General features: G+C 60.5%; 26 protein-coding genes. 6 read left to right on the forward strand and 20 right to left on the reverse strand.

The window, feature by feature from the left end; genetic code table 11:
* Positions 1 to 139: 139 nt before the first annotated feature.
* Entirely contained in the window at positions 140 to 862 is a 723-nt protein-coding gene (mtgA, locus tag U862_RS0103535) for a monofunctional biosynthetic peptidoglycan transglycosylase (protein ID WP_025109130.1), read from the reverse strand.
* A 74-nt stretch (positions 863 to 936) separates the two neighbouring features.
* On the opposite strand from mtgA, the gene U862_RS0103540 reads away from it, so the two are divergent.
* The 4 genes from U862_RS0103540 to trmB all read left to right on the forward strand — a co-directional run bounded on the left by U862_RS0103540 (position 937) and on the right by trmB (position 3,189).
* Positions 937 to 1,308 (forward strand): DUF423 domain-containing protein, encoded by a 372-nt coding sequence (locus tag U862_RS0103540; RefSeq protein ID WP_025109131.1) that lies wholly within the window; start codon positions 937 to 939, stop codon positions 1,306 to 1,308.
* 90 nt (positions 1,309 to 1,398) lie between these two features.
* Positions 1,399 to 1,599, forward strand: a complete 201-nt coding sequence (thiS, locus tag U862_RS0103545; protein WP_025109132.1) for a sulfur carrier protein ThiS — start codon at positions 1,399 to 1,401, stop codon at positions 1,597 to 1,599.
* Between the two features lie 60 nt (positions 1,600 to 1,659).
* Positions 1,660 to 2,454, forward strand: a complete 795-nt coding sequence (locus U862_RS0103550; RefSeq protein ID WP_025109133.1) for a thiazole synthase — start codon at positions 1,660 to 1,662, stop codon at positions 2,452 to 2,454.
* 9 nt (positions 2,455 to 2,463) lie between these two features.
* Positions 2,464 to 3,189 carry a tRNA (guanosine(46)-N7)-methyltransferase TrmB gene (gene trmB, locus U862_RS0103555; RefSeq protein WP_016983240.1) on the forward strand — a complete coding sequence of 242 codons (726 nt, stop codon included), beginning with the start codon at positions 2,464 to 2,466 and terminating at the stop codon, positions 3,187 to 3,189.
* A 133-nt stretch (positions 3,190 to 3,322) separates the two neighbouring features.
* Here trmB and U862_RS0103560 read toward each other — a convergent pair whose 3' ends face one another.
* The 10 genes from U862_RS0103560 to U862_RS0103605 form a co-directional block, all read right to left on the reverse strand.
* On the reverse strand, positions 3,323 to 3,646 hold the full coding sequence (locus U862_RS0103560) for a DUF3392 domain-containing protein (protein WP_003229134.1): 324 nt from the start codon (positions 3,644 to 3,646) through the stop codon (positions 3,323 to 3,325).
* A 35-nt stretch (positions 3,647 to 3,681) separates the two neighbouring features.
* Complete coding sequence (gene hemW / locus U862_RS0103565) at positions 3,682 to 4,887, reverse strand: radical SAM family heme chaperone HemW (protein WP_025109134.1); 1,206 nt, start codon at positions 4,885 to 4,887, stop codon at positions 3,682 to 3,684.
* Positions 4,884 to 5,480: an RdgB/HAM1 family non-canonical purine NTP pyrophosphatase gene (gene rdgB / locus U862_RS0103570; protein WP_025109135.1), complete on the reverse strand. Its 597-nt coding sequence runs from the start codon at positions 5,478 to 5,480 to the stop codon at positions 4,884 to 4,886. The genes hemW and rdgB overlap by 4 nt, the downstream gene beginning before the upstream one ends.
* The gene (locus U862_RS0103575; RefSeq protein ID WP_025109136.1) at positions 5,477 to 5,911 is read right to left on the reverse strand and encodes a DUF4426 domain-containing protein; all 435 of its coding nucleotides are present in this window, start codon (positions 5,909 to 5,911) and stop codon (positions 5,477 to 5,479) included. Before U862_RS0103575 ends, rdgB begins: the two co-directional genes overlap by 4 nt.
* A gap of 26 nt (positions 5,912 to 5,937) precedes the next feature.
* Positions 5,938 to 6,558 carry a methionine biosynthesis protein MetW gene (gene metW, locus U862_RS0103580; protein ID WP_025109137.1) on the reverse strand — a complete coding sequence of 207 codons (621 nt, stop codon included), beginning with the start codon at positions 6,556 to 6,558 and terminating at the stop codon, positions 5,938 to 5,940.
* Positions 6,559 to 6,565: 7 nt separating this feature from the next.
* On the reverse strand, positions 6,566 to 7,705 hold the full coding sequence (locus U862_RS0103585) for a homoserine O-acetyltransferase (RefSeq protein ID WP_025109138.1): 1,140 nt from the start codon (positions 7,703 to 7,705) through the stop codon (positions 6,566 to 6,568).
* Between the two features lie 230 nt (positions 7,706 to 7,935).
* Complete coding sequence (locus tag U862_RS0103590; protein ID WP_025109139.1) at positions 7,936 to 8,229, reverse strand: DUF167 domain-containing protein; 294 nt, start codon at positions 8,227 to 8,229, stop codon at positions 7,936 to 7,938.
* Positions 8,226 to 8,816 carry a YggT family protein gene (locus U862_RS0103595; protein WP_025109140.1) on the reverse strand — a complete coding sequence of 197 codons (591 nt, stop codon included), beginning with the start codon at positions 8,814 to 8,816 and terminating at the stop codon, positions 8,226 to 8,228. Before U862_RS0103595 ends, U862_RS0103590 begins: the two co-directional genes overlap by 4 nt.
* Positions 8,817 to 8,826: 10 nt before the next feature.
* A complete protein-coding gene (gene proC, locus U862_RS0103600; protein ID WP_025109141.1) occupies positions 8,827 to 9,645 on the reverse strand; it encodes a pyrroline-5-carboxylate reductase in 819 nt (272 codons plus the stop codon).
* A 33-nt stretch (positions 9,646 to 9,678) separates the two neighbouring features.
* Positions 9,679 to 10,365: a YggS family pyridoxal phosphate-dependent enzyme gene (locus tag U862_RS0103605; protein ID WP_025109142.1), complete on the reverse strand. Its 687-nt coding sequence runs from the start codon at positions 10,363 to 10,365 to the stop codon at positions 9,679 to 9,681.
* Between the two features lie 56 nt (positions 10,366 to 10,421).
* Between U862_RS0103605 and U862_RS0103610 the strand changes: the two genes are divergently transcribed.
* Positions 10,422 to 11,456 (forward strand): type IV pilus twitching motility protein PilT, encoded by a 1,035-nt coding sequence (locus U862_RS0103610; RefSeq protein WP_025109143.1) that lies wholly within the window; start codon positions 10,422 to 10,424, stop codon positions 11,454 to 11,456.
* A gap of 131 nt (positions 11,457 to 11,587) precedes the next feature.
* Here U862_RS0103610 and U862_RS0103615 read toward each other — a convergent pair whose 3' ends face one another.
* Positions 11,588 to 12,214, reverse strand: a complete 627-nt coding sequence (locus tag U862_RS0103615) for a C40 family peptidase (protein WP_003229112.1) — start codon at positions 12,212 to 12,214, stop codon at positions 11,588 to 11,590.
* A gap of 250 nt (positions 12,215 to 12,464) precedes the next feature.
* On the opposite strand from U862_RS0103615, the gene U862_RS0103620 reads away from it, so the two are divergent.
* Positions 12,465 to 12,896: an NINE protein gene (locus U862_RS0103620; protein WP_025109144.1), complete on the forward strand. Its 432-nt coding sequence runs from the start codon at positions 12,465 to 12,467 to the stop codon at positions 12,894 to 12,896.
* 81 nt (positions 12,897 to 12,977) lie between these two features.
* On the opposite strand, the gene U862_RS0103625 is transcribed toward U862_RS0103620, so the two are convergent.
* The 8 genes from U862_RS0103625 to U862_RS0103660 form a co-directional block, all read right to left on the reverse strand.
* Positions 12,978 to 13,382, reverse strand: a complete 405-nt coding sequence (locus U862_RS0103625) for a hypothetical protein (protein WP_025109145.1) — start codon at positions 13,380 to 13,382, stop codon at positions 12,978 to 12,980.
* Between the two features lie 40 nt (positions 13,383 to 13,422).
* Positions 13,423 to 14,409: a lipid II-degrading bacteriocin gene (locus U862_RS0103630; protein ID WP_025109146.1), complete on the reverse strand. Its 987-nt coding sequence runs from the start codon at positions 14,407 to 14,409 to the stop codon at positions 13,423 to 13,425.
* A 309-nt stretch (positions 14,410 to 14,718) separates the two neighbouring features.
* On the reverse strand, positions 14,719 to 15,990 hold the full coding sequence (locus U862_RS0103635; protein WP_025109147.1) for a dihydroorotase: 1,272 nt from the start codon (positions 15,988 to 15,990) through the stop codon (positions 14,719 to 14,721).
* A complete protein-coding gene (locus tag U862_RS0103640; protein WP_025109148.1) occupies positions 15,987 to 16,991 on the reverse strand; it encodes an aspartate carbamoyltransferase catalytic subunit in 1,005 nt (334 codons plus the stop codon). Before U862_RS0103640 ends, U862_RS0103635 begins: the two co-directional genes overlap by 4 nt.
* Positions 16,992 to 17,018: 27 nt before the next feature.
* A complete protein-coding gene (pyrR, locus tag U862_RS0103645; protein ID WP_025109149.1) occupies positions 17,019 to 17,525 on the reverse strand; it encodes a bifunctional pyr operon transcriptional regulator/uracil phosphoribosyltransferase PyrR in 507 nt (168 codons plus the stop codon).
* Positions 17,526 to 17,605: 80 nt separating this feature from the next.
* A complete protein-coding gene (ruvX, locus tag U862_RS0103650) occupies positions 17,606 to 18,043 on the reverse strand; it encodes a Holliday junction resolvase RuvX (RefSeq protein ID WP_003229101.1) in 438 nt (145 codons plus the stop codon).
* On the reverse strand, positions 18,043 to 18,615 hold the full coding sequence (locus U862_RS0103655; protein ID WP_025109150.1) for a YqgE/AlgH family protein: 573 nt from the start codon (positions 18,613 to 18,615) through the stop codon (positions 18,043 to 18,045). Before U862_RS0103655 ends, ruvX begins: the two co-directional genes overlap by 1 nt.
* Positions 18,616 to 18,705: 90 nt before the next feature.
* Complete coding sequence (locus tag U862_RS0103660) at positions 18,706 to 19,605, reverse strand: energy transducer TonB (RefSeq protein ID WP_025109151.1); 900 nt, start codon at positions 19,603 to 19,605, stop codon at positions 18,706 to 18,708.
* Between the last annotated feature and the right edge of the window lie 114 nt (positions 19,606 to 19,719).

Below are 19,719 nucleotides of genomic sequence, written 5' to 3' on the forward strand. Positions count from 1 at the left end.
ATCGGGGCGTTTTTTATGGCTTGGCGCAAAACCAATGTGGGAGCGGGCTTGCTCGCGAAGGCGCCGTGTCAGACAACATCAATGTTGAATGATCTACCGCCTTCGCGAGCAAGCCCGCTCCCACAGGGGATCTTCAGCGTTATTCGGCCCAGGGCGCCCGGCGTGAATCATTGAGTCCCAGTAAATAACTGGTCCCGCCCAACTGGCTCATCTGCTGCCGAATCCAGCCGGCCCGGCGCGACACGTACGCGGTTGGATGGCTGGCGCTCCACACTCGCGGATTAGGTAATACCGCCGCCAGGTAACTCGCCTGCTGACGCGACAGTGACTTGGCGCTTACGCCGAAATGATGGCGGGCTGCGGCTTCGGCGCCAAACACACCGTCATCCCATTCGACGCTGTTCAGGTACACCTCAAGAATTCGCTGCTTGGGCCAGAGCACCTCGATCAGCGCGGTAAACCAGGCTTCCAGGCCTTTGCGCAGATAGCTGCGACCCGACCACAGGAACAGGTTCTTCGACACTTGCTGGCTCAAGGTGCTGGCGCCGCGAATCGAGCCGCCGAGTTCGTTGTGGGCCAACGCCGCCTGGATCGCACCGAAGTCAAAACCCCAGTGCTCGGGAAACTTCTGGTCTTCGCCGGCCATGACCGCGACCTTGAGGTCATCGGAAATCTCGTCCCACGGTTTCCAGGTGCGCTGCAGGTCGATCGGTTCGCCGTCGACCCAGGATTCGACCTTGCGCTCGACCATCAGCGCGGTCCCCGGTGGCGGCACGAAGCGAAACAGCAAAACCAGCAATACGCTGCCGCCCGCGAACCAGAGCAGGGCCTTCGTGAGACGACGCAAAAGTGAACGCAACATAGAGATGGCTTGGCCGAACCGATAGAGCGGGCCATTATACAGACCCTGCCGAACGAGTCTGACTGGAGTTCCACATGCTGCGTGGCTTTCTGATGCTGGCCGCTTTCTTTGGTTTTACCGGTGTCGCCCTCGGCGCATTCGCCGCCCATGGTCTGAAAAACCGCCTGACCCCCGAGTACCTGGCGATCTTCCACACGGGCGTGACCTATCAACTGGTGCACACCCTGGCGCTGTTCGGCGTGGCGCTACTCGCTTCGCAAATTCAGGGGCGGCTGGTGACTTGGGCGGGAGCTTCGTTCACCGTCGGCATCCTGTTGTTCTCTGGCAGTCTGTATCTGCTGACCACCACCGGCATCAGCAAGCTCGGCATCATCACCCCGTTCGGCGGCCTGGCGTTTCTGGTGGGCTGGCTGTGCCTGGGCCTCGCCGCCTGGCGGTTGAGCTGACCGGGCAGTCCATTTCACGATGAATGGCTTGGGTCGCCCAGTCTGATCGGGCTAGAATGCCAGCCCCTAAAAATGATGGCGGCCTAGCGCATGCGCATTCAGTTGAACGGCGAATCCCTTGAACTGCCCGACGGTGAAACCGTTGCGGCCCTGCTGACCCGTCTGGAACTGACCGGACGCCGGGTAGCAGTCGAGCTCAATCTGGATATCGTCCCGCGCAGCCAGCATGCCGAGACCACGCTCAACGACGGCGACAACGTCGAAGTGGTGCACGCCATCGGCGGCGGCTAGCCGCCCGGCTCGCAAGGGCACAGAATTCTGCAAGACCCTCACCCCTAAAGAGGACTCCCCATGAGCATCGTTCGTAGCGACAAGCCTTTCGTCCTGGCCGGTCGTACTTACCAGTCGCGTTTGCTGGTTGGTACCGGCAAGTACCGTGACATGGAAGAAACCCGTCAGGCCATCGAAGCCTCGGGTGCCGAGATCGTCACCTTCGCCGTGCGCCGCACCAACCTCGGTCAGATCGAAGGCGAGCCGAACCTGCTCGACGTGCTGTCGCCGGAGCGCTACACCTTCCTGCCAAACACCGCCGGTTGCTACGACGCCATCGAAGCTGTGCGCACCTGCCGTCTGGCCCGTGAACTGCTCGACGGCCACAACCTGGTGAAGCTGGAAGTGCTGGCCGACCAGAAAACCCTGTTCCCCAACGTGATTGAAACCCTCAAAGCCGCGGAAACGCTGGTCAAGGAAGGCTTCGACGTGATGGTGTACACCAGCGATGATCCGATTATCGCTCGCCAACTGGCGGACATCGGCTGCATCGCGGTCATGCCACTGGCCGGTCTGATCGGTTCGGGCCTGGGGATCTGCAACCCGTACAACCTGCAGATCATCCTTGAAGAAGCCAGGATTCCTGTGTTGGTCGATGCCGGTGTCGGCACGGCGTCCGACGCAACCATCGCCATGGAGCTGGGTTGCGATGCGGTGCTGATGAACTCGGCCATCGCCCACGCCCAGCAACCGGTGATGATGGCCGAAGCCATGAAACACGCCATCGTTGCAGGCCGTCTGGCCTACCTCGCTGGTCGTATGCCGAAAAAACTCTATGCCAGCGCCTCTTCGCCGCTGGATGGTCTGATCAAGTAAGAGCCATTGATGACTGAATCGAACGACACGCCTATCCAGACGGAAGAGGGCGACGAGCGCCAACACCGCCGCATCAAGAGTTTCGTGATGCGCGCCGGGCGCATGACCGAAGGCCAGCAACGTGGTCTGGATCAGGGCGCGCCGCTGTACGTGCTGCCACTGGCCGACGCGCCGGTGGATTACGATCAAGTGTTCGGCCGTTCGGCACCGCGCTCGCTGGAGATCGGTTTCGGCATGGGCCACTCGCTGCTGGAGATGGCCGCGGCCGCGCCGGATCAGGACTTCATCGGTGTTGAAGTGCACCGGCCGGGTGTTGGCGCGCTGCTCAATGGCGTACTGACCCAGGGCCTGACCAACCTGCGCGTCTACGATTGCGATGCGATCGAAGTGCTCAACCGCTGCATCGCCGATAACAGCCTCGATCGCCTGATGCTGTTCTTCCCGGACCCATGGCACAAGAGCCGTCACCACAAGCGTCGCATCGTTCAGGCGTCCTTCGCCGAGCTGGTGCGCAGCAAGCTGAAGGTTGGCGGCATCCTGCACATGGCCACCGACTGGGAACCGTACGCCGAATACATGCTGGAAGTGATGAACGTTGCTCCGGGCTATCGCAACCTCGCCGAAGACGGCAAATGCGTACCACGCCCGGCCGAACGCCCGATCACCAAGTTCGAACGTCGCGGCGAACGTCTTGGGCACGGTGTGTGGGATCTGAAGTTCGAGAAACAGTCCTGAGCATCACGCAAAACCGAATGTGGGAGCGGGCTTGCTCGCGAAGGCATCGGATCAGTCAACATCAACGTTGAATGATCGATAGCTTTCGCGAGCAAGCCCGCTCCCACAGTTGTTTTTGGGTCGGCTGAAAAGATCAGCGGCGGTCAGCGACGACGCCGATCAGCACCAGCACCACCAACAACACCGGCGCCAGGCTGTAGTTGTTGAACTGGCTCAAGCCCTTGACCACCCACGGCGTGGCGTAGATCAGCGCTGCGCCACTGCCGATCACGCACAGCAGGGCCATCAGCGGTACGCGCAGGGCGCCGGCGATGCTGCCCAGGCGTTGTTCGACCCAGCCTTTGAAGTCGGCGCCAAACAGCACCAGCAGGCAGCCCACGAGGGCCAGGGCGATTTCCGAGAGATTGCTGCGGCTCCAGCGGGACACGGTGGCGAGCAGGTCGAGTATCAAATCCATGCGTTTTTCCTTGGGGCTGCCGTTGGGGCGTGGGCTCAGCTCAGAAATTTCTGCAGCAAGTCGTTGAGAAAGAGTTGTCCGCGCTCGGTGGCCGCCAGACGTGACGGTTCGACCTGCATCAGGCCGCTTTGTTCGGCCTCCTTGCGGTGTTCGGCGAGACTTTCCAGGGGCAGGCCGGTGCGCTCCGGGTACAGGTGCGATTCCACACCAGCCGTCAGGCGCAGCGCGTTCATCAGGAACTCGAACGGCATCTCGTCGTTGCCCAGGGCTTTCTCGCCGGCCTGGAAGCTCTTGGCCGGGTTCAGATAGTCCTTCGGCAGGCGCGTTTTCCAGGTCCGGACGATGCGTCCGTCCGGGTGGCTGAGCTTGCCGTGGGCGCCGGCACCGATACCGATGAAGTCGCCGAAACTCCAGTAATTGAGGTTATGCCGCGCCGGGCGTCCGGGCTGGGCGTAGGCCGACACTTCGTATTGCGCGTAACCGTGTTCCGCCAGCAGCGCTTGCCCGGCCTCTTGAATGTCCCACAGCGTGTCGTCTTCCGGCAGCACCGGCGGCTGGTTCCAGAACACCGTGTTCGGCTCCAGTGTCAGCTGATACCAGGAGATGTGCGTCGGTTTCAGCTTGATCGCCTGGCGCAGGTCGCTCAAGGCATCGTCCAGCGATTGATCGGGCAGGCCATGCATCAAGTCGAGGTTGAAGTTATCGAACCCGGCCTGCCGCGCCATACCGGCCGCGCGCACCGCTTCGTCGCCGTTGTGGATGCGTCCAAGGGCTTCAAGCTTCTGCTGCTGGAAGCTCTGGATACCGATCGACAGGCGATTGATCCCCAGTTTGCGGTACGCGACGAACTTATCTTGTTCGAAGGTGCCGGGGTTGGCTTCCAGCGTAATTTCGATATCAGGGGCGAACGGAATGCGCTCCTCGACGCCTTTGAGCAAACGCCCAAGCGCTTCGGCACTGAACAGGCTCGGCGTGCCGCCGCCAAAGAAGATCGAACTGATTTCGCGCCCGTACACCGCGTGCAGGTCCTGATCGAGATCGGCCAGCAGCGCATCGACGTATTCCTGCTCCGGCAGCACCGGGCTGGCGGTGTGCGAGTTGAAATCGCAATACGGGCATTTGCGTACACACCACGGGATGTGGATGTACAGCGCCAGGGGCGGCAGCGTCGGCAGCGGTGCCCGAGGCGAGGAGGCGGCGCCGCCGATGATCAGCGACGACGCAGAGGGGCTGGCGGTCATTTCAGGCCCAGACGCTGGCGCAGCAGATCCATTGCACGGGCGCGGTGGCTGATCTGGTTCTTGTCGGCCGGGCTCAGTTCGGCGCTGGACACGTCACGTTCCGGCACCCAGAACAGCGGGTCGTAGCCGAAACCGTGTTCGCCGCTGGCGGCGGTCAGGATGCGCCCGTGCCACAGGCCTTCGCAGAGGATCGGCAACGGATCGTCGGCGTGGCGCACCAGCGCCAACACGCAGACGAATTGCGCGCCGCGCTCGGCTTCAGGCACGTCTTTCAGGGCTTCGAGCAGTTTGGCATTGTTCGCCGCATCGCCCTTGCCGTCGGCGTAGCGCGCCGAGTAGATACCCGGCGCGCCGCCGAGGAAGTCCACCGCCAGACCGGAATCATCGGCCAGCGCCGGCAGGCCGGAAAGGCGCGCGGCATTGCGGGCCTTGAGGATCGCGTTCTCGACGAACGACAGACCGGTTTCTTCCGGCTCGACCTTGCTCCATTCGCCGATCGAGCGCAGTTGCACCGAGTCGCCGAGCATGGCCTGGAGTTCTTTGAGTTTGCCGGCGTTATGGCTGGCCAGTACGAGTTGCTTGAGGTTCATCATTCGCCGGGAAAGAGTTCTTGGTTGAAATTGATGGTGTTGATCTTGTCACCGTTCTGCACCTTGATTTCAAAGGTGCGCGTTTCCTGCTGGTCCACCGGGTATTGGGCGATGTAGTAGATCGCGCCCTGTTCGGTGATCTGACGGAAATTCAGCGGCACGCTCTGGCTGGTCAGGTCTTTGACCGTGCCGGTGACGCTGGCGATCAACGGTTTGCCGTCCTTGATCACCGAGACATTGATCACGCCCTGGTTCTTGCTGCGGATCAGCTCGGCAGCCTTGGCGATGTCTGGCTGCAAATACGTGGAGTTGAAGGTGTTGTAGTGCACCGTCACGTCGCCGAAGGTTTCCTGGCGTTCGCTTTTGATGACGTCGGCTGCCATGGCCGTGACGCTCAGGCAGGCGGTTAATAACAACAACGCTAGACGACCCATGATCGTGCTCCTCGAAATGTCGTGGTTCAGACCGCGACCCGATGATCTGCAAGCACCGGGCTGCTGACGCGGTAGATACCTATCTCACCTAACAGATTAGGCCATAGCTTACTGGCCCACCCGTGACGGTGCTGTTGATCCACGGCAAGCCGATCAATGACCTTCGCATCACGTTCGCGACAAAGTTCTTCAAAGTCTTCGAAGGTGCAGAAGTGGATGTTCGGCGTGTTGTACCAGGTGTACGGCAGGAACTCGGACACCGGCATGCGGCCCTTGCTCGCCAGGTACCAGCGGCAGCGCCAGTGGCCGAAGTTGGGGAAAGTGATGATGCACTGGCGACCGACCCGGAGCATTTCGTCGAGGATCTTGTCCGGGTAATGCACGGCCTGCAGAGCCTGGGTCATGACCACGATGTCGAAGCTATTGCTGGCGAAGTTGCCCAGGCCCTTGTCCAGGTCCTGCTCGATGACGTTGATGCCCTTGGCCACACACTCGGCGATGTTGTCCGCGTCGTTTTCCAGGCCATAACCGGTGACCTGCTTGTGGTCGCGCAGCCAGGTCAGCAGTTCGCCGTCACCGCAACCGAGGTCGAGGACGCGGCTGCCGGCGGGGATCCATTCCTGGATGATTTCCAGATCAGCTCTCATGGCTTTCTCACAACGTGATTCGGTTCATGTAATTGCCGAACGCCTGCAAATAACGCGGGATCGGAATCAGGAAGGCGTCGTGGCCCTGTGGTGCGTCGATCTCCAGATAGCTGACGTCTTTGCGCGCCGCCATCAACGCGTCCACCAGCTCCCGCGAGCGGGCCGGGGAGAAGCGCCAGTCAGTGGTGAACGACATCACACAGAATTTGGCCGTGGCGTTCTCGAAGGTTTTCGCCAGGTTATCGTCGAAGTTCGCCGCCGGATCGAAGTAGTCCAGTGCCTTGGTCATCAACAGATAGGTGTTGGCATCGAAACGGCCGGAGAACTCTTCGCCCTGATAACGCAGGTAGCTTTCGACCTGGAACTCGACGCTGTGGAAGTCGTAGTTGAGCTTCTCGCTCTTCAGGCCACGGCCGAATTTCTCGCCCATCGAGTCGTCGGACAGGTACGTGATGTGCCCGACCATCCGCGCCAGCATCAGCCCGCGCTTGGGGATCACGCCTTGTTCCTGGAACGAACCACCGTGGAACTCGGGGTCGGTGAGGATGGCCTGACGCGCCACTTCGTTGAAGGCGATGTTCTGCGCCGAGAGCTTGGGGGCCGAGGCGATGGCCAGACAGTGACGCACGCGATCCGGGTAGGTGATGGTCCACTGCAGGGCCTGCATGCCGCCGAGGCTCCCGCCTATCACTGCCGCGAACTGACGGATGCCGAGCAGGTCAGCCAGACGCGCCTGGCTGTGCACCCAGTCTTCCACAGTGAGCACCGGGAAGTCGGCGCCGAACGGCTTGCCGGTGTCCGGATTGATACTGCTCGGCCCGGTGGAGCCGTTGCAGCCGCCGAGGTTGTTGAGACTGACCACGAAGAACTTGTTGGTATCGATCGGCTTGCCCGGGCCGATACAGCTGTCCCACCAACCGGGCTTGCGGTCGTCGACGCTGTGAAAGCCGGCGGCATGGTGATGGCCGGACAAGGCGTGGCAGATCAGCACGGCGTTGCTCGCCTGCGCGTTCAGCGTGCCGTAGGTTTCGTAGATCAGGTCATAGGCCGGCAGCGAACGTCCACAGGCCAATGCCAGGGGTTCACTGAAGTGCGCCGTTTGCGGCGTCACCAGACCAACAGAATCGGGGGGAAAGGCAGCTGGCATCGACCCTGCTCTCGTTGAAATGAGGCGTAAGTCTAAAGACCGGGGGGGTTAGCGGCAAGCAACGATCGGGCCCTGATGTGTTCGCTCTGGACCGAGGTGCAGCCATTCGCGAGCAGGCTCGCTCCCACAGGGGAATGCGATCCCCTGTGGGAGGGCATTTAGAAGTCAGATCCCTGGAATGCATTCCCCTGTGGGAGCGGGCTTGCTCGCGAATGGGGCGACTCGGTACATCAGATTGGTCGCATCAGATCAGGCAACTCCGGCAACTTCTTCGGCGAGCAAATCTTCACCCGTTTCTGCCGGTTCAACTCACCGCTGAGCAAACTGACCTGGCTCTTCGAGACCCCGAAAGCCTTGGCCAGAAAGCCCATCAGATAAGCATTGGCCTTGCCCTCGACCGGCGGCGCGGTGAGGCGAATCTTCAAGCGATCACCGTGCAGCCCGCAGAAATCATCGCTGCGGGCTGCCGGTTGCAGATGACATTCGAGGATCAGGTCGTCCCCGTCCCAGCGAAACCAGCTCACATCAGCAGGCGCAGGATTTCCGGCATCATCGTCATCGCCGCCAGATTGTTGATCACCAGCATGTCGATCAGCTTCAGCGCGAGGAAGGCGAAGATCGGCGACAGGTCCAGACCGCCGAGGTTCGGCAGGATCTTGCGGAACGGTGCCAGCGCCGGTTCGCAGATCTGGTTCACCAGTTCAGCGCCCGGGTTGTGACTGCCCGGGGCGACCCACGACAGGATCACACTGATGATCAGGGCGAAGAAGAAAATCTTCAGGAACAGCGCTGTCACGCCGATGATCGACCAGATGAACAGCTGCAGCGGGTTGCCGGTGGTGCCGTAGGTCAGCAGCAGGGTCAGGGCCATCAGGGCCAGTTGCACCAGAATCGCCAGGACCAGCGACGACATGTCGAGGCCGAATACGCTGGGGATAACCCGACGCAGAGGCTTGAGCAGCGGCTGGGTGGCCTTGACCACGAACTGGCACAACGGGTTGTAGAAGTTCGCCCGCACCAGTTGCAGGACGAAGCGCAGCAGCACGATCAACAGGTACAGGCTGCCAAGGGTTTGCAGCACGTAAACCGCTGCGGTGTTCAATCCAATCATGTAAGGCTCCTTATTTGCCCAGTTGTTCGGCCATTTCGGCCGAGCGGTGCGCGGCGGCGCCGAGTGCTTTTTCCACCAGGGCTTCGAAGCCGCCGGCCTGGAACGATTTGATTGCAGCTTCCGTGGTGCCATTTGGCGAGGTCACGCGGCGACGCAATTCAGCAGCGTCGACGTCACTGGAGACTGCCATGTGCGCGGCGCCCAGCGCCGTCTGCAGAGTCAGTTGCTCAGCGACTTCCTGCGGCAGGCCGAGTTTGACGCCGGCGGCGGTCATCGCTTCGATCAGCAGGAAGAAATACGCCGGGCCGGAGCCGGAGACGGCGGTTACCGCGTCCAGTTGTTGCTCTTCGTTCAGCCACAGGGCGATGCCCACGGCGGACAGCAGTTCTTCGGCCTGCTGACGCTGCTCGGCGGTCACTTCGCTGGTGGCGTACAGGCCGCTGACGCCCTGACGCAGCAGCGCCGGGGTGTTGGGCATGCAGCGCACGATTGGCTGCTCGCCGAGCCACGCGGTCATGCTCGCGCAAGTGATGCCAGCAGCGATCGAGACCACCAACTGCTGTGGTTTCAGGCTCGGGCGGAGAGCTTCACACACGGCTTTCATCGCCTGTGGCTTGACCGCCAGCACGATAACGTCGACGCCATCGATGGCCTGAGCGTTATCGGCAAAGGTTTCGATGCCGTGTTCGGCGCTGACGCGATTGCGCGTCTCTTCACCCGGATCGCTGGCGCGGATGTGACTGGCTTGCAGACCCTTGGCGCGCAGGCCGCCGATCAGACTGGCGGCCATGTTGCCGGCACCGATAAAGGCAATACGTGTGTTGCTCATGTCAGGTCCTTATTCAGAGGTTTGTCAGCCATTTCATGGCTGGCCGTAGTCGCGGGCACCAAACAGGGCGGTACCGATCCGCACCCAGGTGGCGCCTTGGGCGATGGCCGACTCGAGGTCGTGGCTCATGCCCATGGAAAGTGTGTCGAGCGGCAGATTCAGGCTGGCCTGCAGGCGTTGCACGGCAGCAAACGCGGCGTCCTGTTCGGCGCGATCTTCGGTCGGCTCGGGAATCGCCATCAACCCGCGCAACTTCAGGCGCGGCAGGGCGCTGATGGCCTCGGCCAACGCCGGCAGATCGGCCGGGGTGCAGCCGGATTTGCTGGCTTCGCCGCTGACATTGACCTGAATGCAGATATTCAGCGGCGGCAGGTCGGCCGGGCGCTGTTCGGACAGGCGTTGGGCAATTTTCAGGCGATCCACGGAGTGCACCCAGTCGAAATGCTCGGCAATGGCGCGAGTCTTGTTCGATTGAATGGGGCCGATGAAGTGCCAGATCAAGGGCAGGTCGGCCAGCTCGAGCTGTTTGCCCAGGGCTTCCTGCAGATAGTTCTCGCCGAAATCACGCAGGCCGGCGGCGTGGGCTTCACGCAGATCCCCGGCGGGCTTGGTCTTGCTCACGGCGAGCAACTGAACGCTGTTTTCAGCGCGCCCGGCAGCGGCGGTGGCGGCCTGGATGCGCGAACTAACCTGAAGGATGTTGTCTGCTATCGTGGACATCAAGAGGCGCCGGCGGTCTGAAGGTTCGCGGCATTCTACTGGAATTGAGGGACGCTATGGATATCACTGAACTGCTGGCGTTCAGCGCCAAACAGGGCGCTTCCGACCTGCATCTGTCGGCCGGTCTGCCGCCGATGATCCGTGTCGATGGTGATGTGCGGCGGATCAATCTGCCGGCGCTGGATCACAAGCAAGTGCACGAATTGATCTACGACATCATGAACGACACCCAGCGGGTCGACTTCGAGAAACACCTGGAAACGGATTTTTCGTTCGAAGTCCCCGGTGTGGCGCGCTTTCGAGTCAATGCCTTCAACCAGAACCGGGGCGCCGGCGCGGTGTTTCGCACCATTCCGTCGAAAGTGCTGAGCATGGAAGACCTCGGCATGGGCGACGTGTTTCGCAAGATCACTGATGCGCCGCGCGGGCTGGTGCTGGTGACCGGGCCGACCGGCTCCGGCAAATCGACCACGCTGGCGGCGATGATCGATTACCTCAACACCCATCGCCATCACCACATCCTCACCATCGAAGACCCGATCGAGTTCGTCCACGAATCGCGCAAATGCCTGATCAACCAGCGCGAGGTGCACCGCGACACTCGCAGCTTCGCCACCGCCCTGCGTTCGGCGTTGCGCGAAGACCCGGACGTGATTCTGGTGGGCGAGATGCGCGACCTGGAAACCATTCGCCTGGCCCTGACCGCCGCCGAAACCGGCCATCTGGTGTTCGGCACGCTGCACACCACCTCGGCGGCGAAAACCATCGACCGGGTGGTGGATGTGTTCCCGGGGGACGAGAAGTCGATGGTGCGTTCGATGCTGTCGGAATCGCTGCTGGCAGTGGTCTCGCAGACGCTGATCAAGAAGATCGGCGGCGGACGGGTGGCGGCGCACGAGATCATGCTGGGAACGTCGGCGATCCGTAACCTGATCCGCGAGGATAAGGTGGCGCAGATGTATTCGGCGATTCAGACCGGTGGGGCGTTGGGGATGCAGACACTCGACATGTGCCTGAAGGAGCTGGTGACCAAGGGCTTGATCAGCCGCGAGCATGCGCGGGAGAAGGCGCGTACGCCGGATAATTTCTGAAGGAGGCTTGCGGTGCTTTCACGGCCTCTTCGCGAGCAGGCCCGCTCCCACATTGGAATGCATTTCCATGTGGGAGCGAGCCTGCTCGCGATGAGGTCAGTACTGGCGATACAACTTGCGGATCAATCAGCTCAGCGCTGAACCACACGCATCTGCTTGCCGGCAGGCTCTTTGGGCAGCACACGCTTGGCAACCACGTAATGCTGTTCCCAGTACGGCTTGTTCAGCGTGTCGATGCTCACCGCTTTGCCACGGCGCGGTGCGTGGATGAAGCGGTCGTTGCCCAGGTAGATGGCAACGTGGTTGACCCGACGGCTCTTGATGTTGAAGAAAATCAGGTCGCCCGGTTTCAGATCCTTGCGCTCGACTTTCTCGCCATGACCGCTGGCCATGGCGTTGGAGGTGCGTGGCAGGTCGAACGTGGCGTCGTTGAACGCATATTTCACCAGCCCGCTGCAGTCGAAGCCTTTACTTGGGCTGCTGCCGCCCCAACGATAAGGAGTACCGAGAACGTTGACCGCACGGCTCAGGACGTTGCTGCTTTCCTTGTTGGCCATCGGCGGAACCAGCTTGCCGTGATTCTTGCTGGCGAGCGTGGTGTGTTTCGTTTGTTTGCTGCTTTTGCTCGAAGGAGCCGAAGCATGGGATTTAGGGGTGAAACCGTTAACGTTGGGAAGACGTTGCTCACGATTGGTGGCGTGGGCGGCCAGTGGCATTAATAGGCAGATGGTTAGCCATGTCTTGAAAAATGGTCGCATTAGGCGTGGCTCTTAAAGGTTTGCGCGCAACTTTATAACAGCTTTTTTGTCCCTTCCGAGGCCGTTGGTCGATTCAACCCGGGGGTCAATTTCGCCCAACAAGCGGCAATCTGGCGCAATTGTCGGACAGAACCCAAGCCCTGCAAGGCTTTGAGCAAGGTGTAACGCCCACGAACCACTTGTCGGCTCGACACAAAAAAGTCACAGAGATGCATAAAAAATTTATCTATCGACGCAAAAGAGGCCATTCATGAACCGCTATCAGCAGGTTGCTCAACCCCAGGATACGCACAGCAAAGTGATCGGTTATCTGCTGTGGATTTTCGGCTTTACCGGTGCTCACCGTTTTTATTACGGCAAGCCCGTCACCGGGACGATCTGGTTTTTCACCTTCGGTCTGCTGGGTATCGGCTGGCTGATCGACGTGTTCCTGATCCCGGCGATGGATCGCGAGGCCGATCTGCGTTTTACCGCAGGGCCGATCGAATACAACGTGGCGTGGATCCTACTGACGTTTCTGGGGGTGTTCGGCGTGCACCGGATGTACCAGGGCAAGTGGATCAGCGGTTTGCTGTACCTGCTGACGGGCGGATTGTTCTTTGTCGGAGTGCTGTATGACTTCTGGACCCTGAATGATCAGGTCTCGGTGCGTAACGCGCAGAACAGAGGCGCCTTCCAGTAAGTGATAGCGAGGGGGCAGACCGCCGACGCCAGTTCGCACGCTGGCAGGCAAGCCCCCTCGACACCCGGTCTTGCATTTGTGCTATTTCAATTGCGCGAAGGTTTGCATTTGGAAAACGACAAACGTAATGGCCGTGACACCATAAAGTATTGCAATGATGGCGTGATGGGGTTCGGACCAGTAGACAATCCTGTCAACCAAAATCACCAGCGATACTGTTGCAATCAAATAGGCTGACATTTTCAGTAACAGACCTGCGAGCGAGTGGGTGTAGGCCCAGCGTAATAAGAGAATCTGCAGCAGGTGCGTGAGTGTCAGTGTCAGGAAAATAATCAGCGTTGCACCAATGGGAAGGCCGATTGAGTCCTGATTTACATCATATATTTCTGCTCTGAGGTTTTTTATGAGTATGAGTACCCCTGCGCCAGATGTCAGTGCGAGAACGATAGGGTATATATAAATTAACAGTTTGCAGGCTCTGTTCATTCGCTCTCCATTGTGCAGAAGTTTGTGGAAATACTGATGCTCACGGAGCAGGGTGAAATCCTGTTCCGCTCAGCCTTATTTTATGGTCGCCGAAAATATCGATCTCATAATGTGTTCCGGAAAATACTCTACCTGCTGTCGTTAATAACTCAAGGGCAGTTGATCTGTTGCTTGCATCAAAGTCGTAAGTGTCAGTATAGGCACGAATAACGCCATCGAAAACCCAAGACCCTGTTTTGTCCCGGGTAAAGTTTCCCTCCATCTTTAACGTTATTCTTCCCAGATAAGCCCCGGTGACGTTGCTGTCATTAATAGTCGCGTAAGGGATCTTCGGGTCAGATAAGTAATAAGTTCCAGCTTCTCGAGTGCTGGCGATAGAGCTTGCCAATAGTGGCAATTCATTGGCGCTGACATTCAGCCCAATATTGTTGATGTTCACCCTCATCCTCTCACCCTTTCCCCAAAGATAATGAGCGAAAGCTTTGATCGGGCTAAAGGTGCCTCCGGAAAGCTCGGTTGTGAGTGTTTCGTAATTCAGAGTGTAGGGAGCAGTCGCGGAGACTTTGATCAGGGCTTCTATGGCGCTTAGTTTTTGCTGCGCCGCAAATGAATCTGCCAGGCTAAAATTGATGACTTTGTTCTTGAAGTAGCCGTGGCTGATAATGGCGGAGTTGCTTAGTAAATAATTGTCGCTTTCCGTTATTCTCCAGAGATCACGAATTCCACTCAGGGCGTCATTATTAATGGCCTTGCTCACCATTTGCAGTTCGTAGGTGAAGGCTTTGATTCCGGATTTCATTTCAAGCCAGGCATGGAACATATCCATTTCTGCTGAGGTTATTACCGGGCCATTGCTCAGAGGCAGTGAATAGGTTTTACCGTCATTGGTGATGATGGCCTCTCCTGCGCCCTGCCAGTCTGCTGTTGCGTAGGTTCCCCATTTGAAGCCCGAGTCGACTGTAAAGCCGCCAGAACTACTTGTTGTGCCTCTGGTGACAATAGGGGGAAGCGTAAGTCCATTTTTCATATGCTCATCCTTGTGGGTGTTGGTTATCCTTCTGACGGTTTTATATTAATAGCTGTGTGTAAACGTCACCTACGAGAACTTTGTAGGCTGTTTCTGATTGTGTCGAAGCTGTTTTTACAGGGCTGTAAAGCGTCGGAGATTTCTTTATGGCGAGTGGCCGGGTTCCTACGCCGCTTGGTGAAGATAGCGGTGGGAGTGGCGCGAGGGAGAGGGGTGTTGCGAGCAATGAAATTAAGCGGAATTTTTCTAGTAATGATGTTTATCGCTATCAAGCGATAGCAGGCCACTGCAGCCTGCTATCGCTTGTCTTCAGGCCTGGTGGCTGATTCGCCCATCCACCAGCGTGTAACGCACCACACCCGGCAGGGTGTGACCGAGGAACGGGCAGTTCTCGCCCTTCGACAACCAGCCTTCGCCGGCCACGGTGGATGCTTTCGGATCGAACAGCACGATATCCGCCGCGCCGCCCACCGCCAATTTGCCTGCCGGCAGGCGCAGTGCATCCGCCGGGCCAGCGCTCAGGCGCGCGAGCAGGGTCGGTAGATCCAGCAGACCATCCTCGACCAGTGTCATCGCCAGCGGCAGCAACAGCTCGACGCTACTGATGCCCGGCTCGGTCGCACCGAACGGGGCCAGTTTGGCGTCGCGTTCGTGCGGCTGGTGATGGCTGGAGATCGCTGACACCACTCCGGACTTCACCGCCTCACGCAGACCATCGCGGTCAGCGCGGGTGCGCAGTGGCGGTTGCACGTGATACAGGCTGCTGAAGTCGATCAGCGCTTCATCGGTCAGAATCAACTGGTACAGCGCGACATCCGCGGTGACCTTCAAGCCACGGGCCTGGGCCTGGGCGATCAGGGCCACACCGCGAGCGCTGGTCAGTTGACTGAAATGCGCACGCACGCCGGTCTGCTCGACCAGCAGCAGATCGCGGGCCAGGGCCACGGTTTCTGCGGTTTCCGGGATGCCCGGCAAGCCGAGGAAACTGGCGACAGCGCCTTCGTGGGCCAGGCCGCCATCGGCCAGATCGTGATCCTGTGAATTGAAAATCACCGTCAGGTCGAAGGTGGCCGCGTAGTCCAGCGCCCGGCACAGGGTGCGGGTGTTGCGAAAGCTCTCCAGACCGTTGCCGAATGCCACACAGCCGGCGTCACGCAAAGCAACGAGCTCTGCAAGCTGTTCGCCGTCCAGGCCTTTGCTCAGTGCGCCAATCGGGAACACCTTGGTGTTGCCGGCTTCGCGGGCGCGGTCGAGGATCAGCTCGGCCACCGCCGAGGTGTCGAGCACCGGTTTGGTCTTTGGTGGGCAGCATAGGCTGGTCACGCCACCGGCCGCTGCGGCGCGGGTTTCGCTGGCGATGGTGCCTTTGCGGCTGTAGCCCGGCTCGCGCAGGGCGACGTTCAGGTCGACCAGCCCGGGGGCGGCCACAAGGCCTTGGGCGTCGATGGTTTCGACAGCGCTGAAACCGGCCGGCGCGGCGCCGAGGGCGACGATCTTGCAGGCTTCGACGTGGATATCGGTGACTTGATCCAGGCCGCTGCTTGGATCGATGACGCGGGCGCCGAGAATGCTGAGCTTCACTGGGCGTTCTCCTGCTCGAATTGACGTTGCGCCGTTTGCCCGCTCATGGCCATCGACAGCACGGCCATACGGATGGCGATGCCGTAGGTGACTTGATTGAGGATCACCGAGTGCGGGCCGTCGGCCACTGCCGACTCGATTTCCACGCCACGGTTGATCGGCCCCGGGTGCATGACGATGCAATCGGGCTTGGCCCCGGCCAGGCGCGCCGTGGTCAGGCCGAACAGGCGGTAGAACTCGCCTTCGCTCGGCAGCAGGCCGCCGGTCATGCGCTCACGCTGCAGGCGCAGCATGATCACCACGTCGACGTCCTTCAGGCCTTCGGTCATGTCGGTGTAGACCTTGACGCCGTACTGCTCGATGCCGATCGGCAGCAGGGTTTTCGGCGCGATCACGCGGATGTCCTGGCAGCCGAGGGTCTTCAGGGCGAGCATGTTCGAGCGCGCCACCCGTGAGTGCAGGATGTCGCCGACGATCGCTACCGAGAGGTTTTCGAAACTGCCCTTGTGCCGACGGATGGTCAGCATGTCGAGCATGCCCTGGGTCGGGTGCGCATGACGGCCGTCGCCACCGTTGATGATCGCTACTTGCGGACAGACATGCTCGGCGATGAAGTGCGCAGCGCCCGAGTCTCCGTGGCGCACGACGAACATGTCGGCGGCCATCGCTTCAAGGTTGCGCAGGGTGTCGAGCAGGGTTTCACCTTTACTCGCCGACGAGGTCGACACGTTGAGGGTGATCACGTCCGCCGACAGCCGCTGGGCCGCCAGTTCGAAGGTGGTGCGGGTGCGGGTGGAGTTCTCGAAGAACACGTTGCACACGGTCTTGCCGCGCAGCAACGGGACCTTCTTCACCGCCCGGGCACCGACTTCGAGGAACGAATCGGCAGTGTCGAGGATTTCCGTCAGCAACTCGCGGCGCAGGCCGTCGAGCGAGAGGAAGTGGCGCAGCTGGCCCTGATCATTGAGCTGCAGCGGGCGCTTGGTGTCTAGAGGCGTCATCGCGAGGGGGACTCTCAATAGGGCGGATTAAGGGTTCAGGTCTTGCAGTTCGAGCGTCAGCGGCTCAGGGCCGGACAGCTTTACCCGCTCGTGCGGGGCGAGCGACAGGGTCGCGCCGACCACGTTCGGGCGAATCGGCAGTTCGCCAGCGTCCAGGTCCAGCAGGCAGACCAGGGTCACGCTGGCTGGGCGGCCGTAGTCGAACAGTTCGTTCATGGCGGCGCGGATGGTGCGGCCGCTCATCAGTACGTCGTCGATCAGCACCAGATGCTGGCCTTCGATCTCGAAGGGCAGGGCCGACGGGCGCACTTGCGGGTGCAGGCCGTTCTGGCTGAAGTCGTCGCGGTAGAAGGAAACATCCAGCGTGCCCAGCGGCGCATCACTGCCCAGCTCCTTGAGCAGGGCCTGCGCGACCCAGATTCCGCCAGTGCGGATGCCGATGTAGCGCGGTTCACTGATATCACGCTGGGCAAGGTGCGCCTTGAGGCGGGTCGCCATCTGGCTGATCAGATCGGCGGGATTTGGCAGGCTCATGGTTGCTCCTTCTTGGGGCCGAGCCAGGTCCTTGGACAAGGCTCGGGTCATAACGCAAAAGAAAAGCGCCGAAGCGCTTGTCAGGATTCAAACAATGCAGTGTTTTCATCGAGCCAGCCCTGCAACAGCAGGGCGGCGGCGATGGCGTCCACCGGGTTGTCGCGGTAACTGCCTTTCTGTCCGCCGCGCACCAGTCGCTCACCCTTGGCTTCAAAGGTGGTCAGGCGTTCGTCGTGGGTATAGAACGGCACATTGAAGCGGCCATTGAGGCGACGGGCGAACTTCTCGGCGCGCAGGCACATTTCGCTGGGCGTGCCGTCCATGTTCAGCGGCAGGCCGACCACCACGGCGTCGGGCTTCCATTCCTTGAACAGGGCTTCGACCTGATTCCAGTCCGGAACGCCGTTCTGCGCTTTCAGGGTGCACAGCTCGCGGGCCTGGCCGGTAATCACCTGGCCGACCGCGACGCCGATCTGTTTGGTGCCGTAGTCGAAGCCGAGAATCAGGCGCAGGGCCATCAGGCGTGCCCCGCCTGGCTGGTCAGCAGGCTGAGGTTGATCCCCAGATGCCGTGCCGCCGCTTCCAGACGCAGTTCGCTGCTGGTGTTGAACAGGATGTCGGCGTCGTACGGGCAGGTCAGCCAGGCGTTGTCGGCGAGCTCCGCTTCCAGTTGCCCGGCTTCCCAGCCGGCGTAGCCGAGGGCGATCACGCTTTTCGCCGGGCCCACGCCGTCGGCGATGGCGAACAGCACGTCCTGCGAGGTCGACAGCGCCAGATCGCCGTCCAGTTCGACAGTGGCCTGAAAGGTCTTGCCCGCCGGGTGCAGAACGAAACCGCGATCAGTCTGCACCGGGCCGCCGATGAAGATCGGCACATGCTGGCACAGTGCTGGTGGATCGATGTCCGGACGCAGTTGCTCGAGAATGTCGGCCAGATTCAGCTCTTGCGGTCGATTGACCACCAGCCCCATGGCGCCATTGGCCGTGTGCTCGACGATGTAGGTCAAGGTGTGGGCAAAGTTCGGGTCGGCCATGTGAGGCATGGCGATCAGGAAGTGATGCTTGAGGTAGCTGGGGCTGACGTTTTTCATGAGCGATAGTGTGGCGTCGTAGGGGCAAACTGACAAGCTGAGGATCAGGCAGTAACGCGGATCAAATGTGGGGCGGGCTTTGCGATGTTCTTAATTGCTGGAGAGCTTGTCGCCCCGGGCGAACTTCCAGGTGCGGATGATTTCCAGTCGGTCGATATCCGACAGATCGCCGGTAAACGGGGCAAACGGTGCCGCCAGTCGAACAATGCGCTGCGCTGCCTGATCCAGCAGCGGCTGGCCGGACGACTCGAGCACCAGCACTTCATACAGCGAACCGTCGCGATTGATCGAGACCATCAGGCGCAGGTTGCCGTAGATCTGCTTGCGTCGGGCCTCTTCCGGGTAATTGAGGTTGCCGATTCGCTCGACCTTCTTGCGCCAGTCGTCCTTGTACCAGGCGCCCTTGTCGCGCATGGTCGAGGCGGCGCTCAAACGGTGAATGCGCGGGCGCTTGGCGTACAGCTGTTGTTCGTTGGCCAGTTCCGCTTCGAGGCTGGCGATGTCGCTGGACAGCTGCGAGCTGTCGAACGTCGGCGCGTCAACTGCAGGTTTGGTCTCGGTTTTGGTTTCTTCTTTCTTGGTCGGCGCCTTTTGCTGTTTCGGCGCCACCGTGGTCACCGCAGCCTTGGGCGCCGCTTCGCGGACTTCCGGCTTGGCGGCCGGTGGCGGGGTGACTTTCTTGACCTGGTTGTCCTGGAACGGCGCGACCTCGGTGGTCTTGGGGATCGCCTTCTTGTCCAGGGTGCCGCTGCCTTGCTGGTTTTCCTGAGCGAGGAAATCGGCCTTCTCGGGCTTCTTTTCACTCTTGAAGGTGGCGAGGGTGATTTCCAGGGTTTTGCTGATCTGCTTGGGCTCGACCATGGTGAAGCCGACACCCAGCAGCAGCGCCAAATGAATCAGCGCCGCGAGAAACAGGGTAAATCCGAGGCGATCGGCCGGGCGCACGCCACGGTGGGCGAGTTCTGCGGGCAGATCGGACGGGAGGGTCATGACAGAAAAACCAACATCGCGTTTTTACGGGCTCGGCATGATAACGCAATGTTGGTTTTTAGCTGCAAGCTTCAAGCGACAAGCAGCACAGGAGCAGCAGCGAGTTTCGAGCTG

Origin of the sequence: Pseudomonas sp. H1h (assembly GCF_000633255.1) — a bacterium.
Lineage (GTDB): Bacteria > Pseudomonadota > Gammaproteobacteria > Pseudomonadales > Pseudomonadaceae > Aquipseudomonas.